Below are 6791 nucleotides of genomic sequence, written 5' to 3'. Positions count from 1 at the left end.
CCAGTTAGATCACCTCGATGCCGAGCAGGATGGGCAGTCCGGCGACCACCCCCCCCCCCCCCCCCTCCACCCCCCCCCCCCCCCCCCCCCCCCACAACACCCCCCCCCCCCCCCCCCCCCCCAACCCCCCCCCTCCCCCCCCCCCCCCCCCCCCCCCCCGCCGTCGGTCAGGGTCGAATCGTCCCGCAGGGGATCAGAATGCCTCCTCCGGGAGGTCCATGATCTCCAGGTCGGCGCCCTCGATGATCCGCCGGTCGGCGCCGATTCGCGGCAGCACCTCGCGGGCGAAGAACCGGGCGGCGGCCACCTTGCCGGTGTAGAACGCCTTGTCGGCGGTGGAGACCTCGCCACCGAGGGCCTTGAGCGCCACGTCCGCCTGCTTCTGCAGCAGCCAGCCGACCACCAGGTCGCCGACCGCCAGCAGGAACCGGCGGCTGCTCAGGCCGACCTTGTAGAGGGCGCGGGCGTCGCCACCCTGGGCCTCGCCCAGCCAGCCGGTCATCACGCCGAGGATGTTCTGGATCTCGGCGAGCGCCTTGCCGAGCGCCTGCCGCTCCTCCTTGAGCTGGCCGTTGCCGGCCTCGGAGGTGATGAACTCCTGGATCTCGCCGGCGACCGCCATCAGGGCCTTGCCGTTGTCCCGGACGATCTTCCGGAAGATCAGGTCCAGGCTCTGGATCGCCGTGGTGCCCTCGTAGAGAGTGTCGATCTTGGCGTCCCGGACGTACTGCTCCAGCGGGTAGTCCTGGAGGAAGCCGGAACCACCGAAGGTCTGCAGCGCCTCGTGGCCGAGCAGCTCGTACGCCCGCTCCGAGCCGACACCCTTGACCAGCGGGAGGAGCAGGTCGTTGACCCGCTTGGCCAGCTTGGTGGCCTTCTCGTCGCCGGCCGCCTCGGCGATGGCGACCTTGTCCTGCCAGCTGGCGGTGTAGCAGACCAGCGCCCGCAGGCCCTCGGCGTACGACTTCTGCATGAGCAGCGAGCGACGCACGTCCGGGTGGTGGGTGATGGTCACCCGCGGGGCGGTCTTGTCGGCGCTCTGGGTCAGGTCGGCGCCCTGCACCCGGTTCTTGGCGTACTCCAGCGCGTTCAGGTAGCCGGTGGAGAGGGTGGCGATCGCCTTGGTGCCGACCATCATCCGGGCGTACTCGATGATCATGAACATCTGCCGGATGCCGTCGTGCTTCTCGCCCAGCAGCCAGCCCTTGGCCGGTACGCCGTGCTCGCCGAAGGTCACCTCGCAGGTGTTGGAGACCTTCAGGCCCATCTTGTGCTCGACGTTGGTGGCGAAGACGCCGTTGCGCTCGCCCAGCTCGCCGGTCTCCTCGTCGAAGTGGTACTTCGGCACGACGAAGAGGGAGAGGCCCTTGGTGCCCGGGCCGCCGACGCCCTCCACGCCGACCGGACGGGCCAGCACGTAGTGGACGATGTTGTCGGAGAGGTCGTGCTCACCCGAGGTGATGAAGCGCTTGACGCCCTCGATGTGCCAGGAGCCGTCCGGCTGCTGGATGGCCCGGGTACGGCCGGCGCCGACGTCGGAACCGGCGTCGGGCTCGGTCAGCACCATGGTCGAGCCCCACTGCTTCTCGATGAAGAGCTTGGCCCACTTCCTCTGCTGCTCGGTGCCCTCGACGTGCAGCACGTGCGCGAAGGACGGGCCGGAGGCGTACATCCAGATCGGGGCGTTCGCGCCGAGCACCAGCTCGGCGAGGGACCACCAGAGGGCGCGCGGGGCGTTGGTGCCGCCCAGGACCTCGGGGAGGTCCAGCCGCCAGAACTCGGAGTCCATGAATGCCTGGTACGACTTCTTGAACGACTCCGGCAGCGGCGCGGTGTGCGTCGCGGGGTCGAAGACCGGCGGGTTGCGGTCGCTGTCCGAGTAGCTGGCGGCCAGGTCCTCGCGGGCCAGGCGGTCGACCTCGGAGAGGAAGCTACGGGCGGTGTCGACGTCCAGGTCCGTGTACGGCTCCTGGCCGAACGCCCGGTCCGCCCCGAAGACCTCGAACAGGTTGAACTCGAGGTCCCGAAGGTTGCTCTTGTAGTGGGTCATGCTCGCTGGCCCCGCTTCCGGACAGGTGTTACCGATCAGTAACCCCGACTGTATTACTCACCGGTAGCCATCGACAAGCCGATCTCGGAAGTGATGGCGATTACACACTTCCGGTTCAGCTTCCGGCCACCCCGACGGTCTGCCGGACCGACTCGGGCCGGTCGAGCAGGGCGAGCATGAGGTGGGCGACGTCGGCCCGGGACACCGCGAACCCGCCCCGGACGTTGCGCCCGTACGCCGTCCGGTAGCTGCCGCTCGCCGGGCCGTCGGTCAGCCGCGGCGGCCGGACCACGGTCCAGTCGAGGTCACCCTCCCGCAGGCCCTCCTCCATCAGCGCGAGGTCGGCGTAGCTGCGCCGCAGCAACCGCCGGATCACCGGCCCGAACACGAAACGCATCAGCGGACCGTCGCCCGGGTCGCGGCGGGGCGGGTTCGGCCGGCCGGGAGACGGCACCACGCCGACCGGCGCGGCACTGACCACCACGATCCGCCGGACGCCCACCCCGGTCATCACATCGGTGATCTCCCGGGTGCCGCGCGACGTGATCCCGGCGTCGGCCGCGGAGCGGGCACCGAGACCGGACAGCACCGCGTCCGCGCCGTCGACCGCATTCCGCAGCGCCGCCGGGTCGGCCGCCGCCAGATCCGCGGTCACCACCCGGGCGGTCGTGCCCGGCAGCCGGGCCGGGTCGCGGACCACCGCCGTGACGTCGTGACCGGCGGCCAGCGCCTGGTCGACCAGGTGACGACCGATCCCGCCACTGGCCCCGAAGATCGTGAGCTTCATTCCGCCATTCCTTCACCGGCCGCCGCCTGCGGCGACCGGGCATCCTGAGACAACTGGCCGAAGGCCGACCGGGTCGGGTCCCGTCAGCTCTCGGCCGCCCCGACCTCCCAGCTCGGCACGGCGGCGGTCACGGCGGCACGCGGGCCGCTGTATTCCATCAGCACCAGCGCGATGTCGTCGTCGAGCCGGCCGTGCACCCACTCGACCAGCGCGGTCTCCAGCGAGGCCAGCCCGTCGGCGACGGTGCCGTGGCCGAGCAGCCGCCAGGCCCGGTCGGCCGTCGGGAAGAACTCGCCGTCCCGGCGGGCCTCCCCGAGCCCGTCGGTGAAGAGCAGCAGCCGGTCGCCCGGTTCGAGCCGCTCCACCCGGGGCCGGACCACCGGCATGAAGCCAAGCGGGGGCGCGGGCGCCGGGGGCTCGAGCGGGATCACCGCGCCCCGGCGCAGCAGCAGCGGCGGCGGGTGACCACAGTTGACGATGGTGAGGGTGCCGCCCCGCTCCTCGACCAGGGCGGCGGTGACGAAGTCCTCGTCGCCCACGTTGCGGGCCACCGCCCGATCCAGGTCGGTCACCACGGCCCGCAGGTCGGCCCGCTCGTAGGCGACGTGCCGGTAGGAGCCGAGCACGATGCTGGCCAGCCGGACCGCGTCCAGCCCCTTGCCCCGTACGTCACCGATGATCATGCGGACGCCGTATGGGGTGTCCATCACCTCGTACAGGTCGCCGCCGATCTCCGCGGTGGCGGTGGAGGAGATGTAGCGGGCGGCCACCGCGAGCGTGCCCACCTGGGGACCGAGCGGCCGAAGCACCGCCTGCTGGGCGACCGAGGCGAGCCGGGTCAGCTCGGCGATCCGTTCGGCCTGGCGCTGGCGTACCGCCGCGACGCCGGCGGCCAGCGCGGCGGCGAGCGCGATCGCCGCGACGTTGACGGCGGTGACCAGGGAGGTCGTCGGCTCCGCGAGCGCGAACGCCACCCCCGCCCCGGTGGCGAGCACACCCAGCCCGAGCACCACCCGCCAGGAGGCGAGCGCGGCGGCGACGAGCGGAGCGGCCGCCATCAGCGCGATGTAGTGCGCAGGGCGGCCGTCCGCCAACTCCACGGCGGAGACGAGTGCGAGCAGCGCGAGGGCCGCGCCGATGCCGGCGCGGGATCCGGGGCTCAGCGGGCCGCGGCCCGGCTGGAGAGGTTGGCTGCGTACACCGGACAGCATGCCTGATTGACGCGACCGGGTGAATGCACCTGGCGGGTGGTCCGTGGAACTTCTGTCCGGCCAGGACGGTCCGGCCCGTTCCGCGCCGGTCACCCGGTCAGCCGAGGACCTCGTACCTGACGTCGACCTCGCCGAGGCTGGTCGAGGCGATGGCCGCGAAGGCGGCCCGGGACAGGTCGAGGCACCGGCCGTCCACGTACGGACCGCGGTCGTTGATCCGCACGATCACGGACTTGCCGTTGGCCGGGTTGGTCACCCGGACCTTCGTGTTGAACGGCAACGTCTTGTGCGCGGCGGTCAGCGCGTCCGGGTTGAAGGTCTCCCCGTTCGCGGTCATCTGACCCTCGTCGTAGAACGACGCGCCGCAGGAACCGCTGTCCACGACCTTCGGAGAGGACGTGGTCTTGGTCGCGGTGGGCTTCGGGCTGGCGGTTCGGGTCTTGTCCCGCGAGGCCGCCTGGGTACGGGTCGCCTTGGCGCTGGGGGTGGCCTTCGGCGACGGGCTGAGGCTCGGCGACGCGGAGGGGGACGCCGAGCTGGGGGCGAGGGTGCTGGGCAGCGCCTCGGCGGCGGTCGGCTCGGGGGCGGCGGGCTCGGCCGAGGTGAGCTGGACCGCGCCGACGGTGCCGCCGACCGCGAGCACCACTCCGACGGCCGCGGTGGCGGCGATGCCGGTGGGCGAGAACTTACGGGTACGGAGGTGCCTGCCAGCCACCAGCCGGTCCTTTCGTCAACGGAACAAGCCGGCTGGGACCGTAACGAGAGAAGTACTTCCGAAGTCAACGTGATCATGGTGCTATGCCCGCATTTACCCCGGTACGTGTAGCCGATCAAGCCAGCCACCCTCCTACGAAAGGGGGAAGGATTGCTGGTCGGGGCCGGTGTCGCCGTATCCGGCGTCGGTACCCGAGGATGGGAGCGTGCTGAGCCGACGTCTGGTCGAGCTGTTCCGCTGGGTCGACCCCGGGCCGGACAGCAGTCATCTGGTCAGCGACACCTCCGGCTGGTGGCGCGATCCGGAGCTGCTGGCCGGCCTCGGACCCGCCCTCGCCGGCCTGTTCCCGGCCGCCCGGCCCACGGTCGTGGTCGCCCCCGAGGTGACCGGGCTGCTACTCGGCCCGCTCGTCGCGGTGGCCGCCGGCGCCGGCTTCGTGCCCGCCTACAAGGACGGCGGCGAGCGCCGGCGGGTCGGCGTGCTGAGCTGGGCGGAGACGCCGCCCGACCACCGGGGCCGGCGCCTGCGGCTCGGCTTGGACCACGCCCGGCTCGGCCCCGGCGACCGGGTGCTGCTCGTCGACGACTGGGTGGACAGCGGGGCCCAGCTCGCCGCGCTGCACCGGCTGGCGGTAGCCGGCGGTGCGGAGGTGATCGGCGCCGCCGCCGTGGTGACCACCTGCCCGCCGGCCGTCGCCGAGCCGCTCCGGCTACGCGCCCTGCTCACCGGGGACCACCTGTGAGCGCTTGACCTCAAGCGTGGTTGAGCATCGACGATCACCGGATGAGCGACGGCATCCTGGACGAAGCGTACGGACGACTGCACCGCACCGGCCCCGAGTTCGAGGGCTGGCTCTCCAACCACGGGCCGATGGCGGTCGAGGCGCTGGTCCGGCACGGCCACGGCACCCGGGTGCACCGCTGGCTCGACGACTACCTGCGCCGCCTCGACGACCTGCCGCGCGGGCTCGCGCCGATCGACGACTGGCGGGCCGCGCTGGGCGACCCGAAGCGGGCCGGCGACTGGCTCACCCACTTCGACCACGAGCTGCGCGAACACCCGTGGCAGGACGTGCTCGGCACCTGGTGGCCCCGGCTGCTGCCGGGCATCGCGGCCGGGGCCACCCACGGCGTCATCCGGGTCGGCCACGCGGTACGGGTGCTGCGTACCGACGGGGTGAACACCGCACGGCTCGCCGAGCTGGGACAGGCGCTCGGCTACTGGGCCGCCCGGTGGCAGCCGGTGCCCGGGGCCGGCCCGCTCACCGGACACTCCGACGTGGCCACCGCCTTGGCCGGGGTGCCCCGGCTCCCCGACCAGACCGGCGGGATCCGGGACCGGCTGGGCCGGCTGGCCGGCGTACCGGACTGGGCCGGCGCGGCCGTGGCCCTGCGCCCGCCGGCGGGCCCGGCGGAGGCCGAGCGGACCCTCACCGACCTGGTGCACCGCACCGGCCTGGACTACCTGCGGTTCGGGCACGGCAACCCGGTGATGCTGGTGCACGCGGTGACCGCGCCGACCGCGGTGCTGCGTACCCTGCCGGCCCTGGACCCGGCGCTGTGGGCGCCGAGCGTCGCTGCGGCCTGGTCGGCCACGGCCGCCGTCACCTCGGTGTACGCCCCACCCGTCGCGGCCGCCCCGCCCGCGGTCACGCCCGGCGACCCGGGCGAGGTCTTCGCGCGGGCCGCCCGGCACGGCGACGCGCACGTGGTGAAGCTGGCCGACGCGGTGCTGGACGTACACGCGGCGACCGGCGACGGTCGGGTGCTGGCGGCGGCCGGCTACGCCGGTCAGCTCATCTGACGAACTCCTCCACGGCGGTGCAGACCCGGCCCAACACCTCGGCGGAGCGCGCCAGCGGGCCGGGCACCAGCAGCGAGTGGTCGGCCTCGGGCACCTCCAGCACCTGCGGGCTGAGCCGGCGCGCCTCCTCGTGGTCTGGCCGGTCCCCACGCTAGTGCAGCCGGCCCCGTCCGTCGGGGGCGATCGAAATCCCGCGACCGGCCGTCGACCGGCGGCTAGCCTCGG

The 6791-nt window shown here is 73.1% G+C and carries 6 protein-coding genes; 2 read left to right on the top strand and 4 right to left on the bottom strand.

The window, feature by feature from the left end; all coding sequences use genetic code 11:
- Positions 1 to 193 precede the first annotated feature (193 nt).
- The 4 genes from ACL02O_RS21310 to ACL02O_RS21295 all read right to left on the bottom strand — a co-directional run bounded on the left by ACL02O_RS21310 (position 194) and on the right by ACL02O_RS21295 (position 4763).
- Entirely contained in the window at positions 194 to 2050 is a 1857-nt protein-coding gene (locus tag ACL02O_RS21310; RefSeq protein ID WP_412819876.1) for an acyl-CoA dehydrogenase, read from the bottom strand.
- Positions 2051 to 2165: 115 nt separating this feature from the next.
- The gene (locus ACL02O_RS21305) at positions 2166 to 2837 is read right to left on the bottom strand and encodes an NAD(P)-dependent oxidoreductase (RefSeq protein WP_412819875.1); all 672 of its coding nucleotides are present in this window, start codon (positions 2835 to 2837) and stop codon (positions 2166 to 2168) included.
- An 83-nt stretch (positions 2838 to 2920) separates the two neighbouring features.
- Positions 2921 to 4048: a PP2C family protein-serine/threonine phosphatase gene (locus ACL02O_RS21300; RefSeq protein ID WP_412819874.1), complete on the bottom strand. Its 1128-nt coding sequence runs from the start codon at positions 4046 to 4048 to the stop codon at positions 2921 to 2923.
- Positions 4049 to 4145: 97 nt separating this feature from the next.
- Positions 4146 to 4763, bottom strand: coding sequence for a septal ring lytic transglycosylase RlpA family protein (locus ACL02O_RS21295; RefSeq protein WP_412819873.1), 618 nt, complete (start codon positions 4761 to 4763; stop codon positions 4146 to 4148).
- A gap of 205 nt (positions 4764 to 4968) precedes the next feature.
- Here ACL02O_RS21295 and ACL02O_RS21290 point away from each other — a divergent pair, with 205 nt between their 5' ends.
- Both ACL02O_RS21290 and ACL02O_RS21285 read left to right on the top strand, forming a co-directional pair.
- Entirely contained in the window at positions 4969 to 5505 is a 537-nt protein-coding gene (locus ACL02O_RS21290; RefSeq protein WP_412819872.1) for a phosphoribosyltransferase, read from the top strand.
- A 41-nt stretch (positions 5506 to 5546) separates the two neighbouring features.
- Entirely contained in the window at positions 5547 to 6566 is a 1020-nt protein-coding gene (locus ACL02O_RS21285; RefSeq protein ID WP_412819871.1) for a hypothetical protein, read from the top strand.
- Positions 6567 to 6791 lie beyond the last annotated feature (225 nt).

Origin of the sequence: Micromonospora mangrovicola, assembly GCF_047200535.1 — a bacterium.
In the GTDB taxonomy this organism is placed as follows: domain Bacteria; phylum Actinomycetota; class Actinomycetes; order Mycobacteriales; family Micromonosporaceae; genus Micromonospora.
Note: the sequence above shows the minus strand (reverse complement) of the source record. Positions and strands in the feature narration are given on the sequence as shown.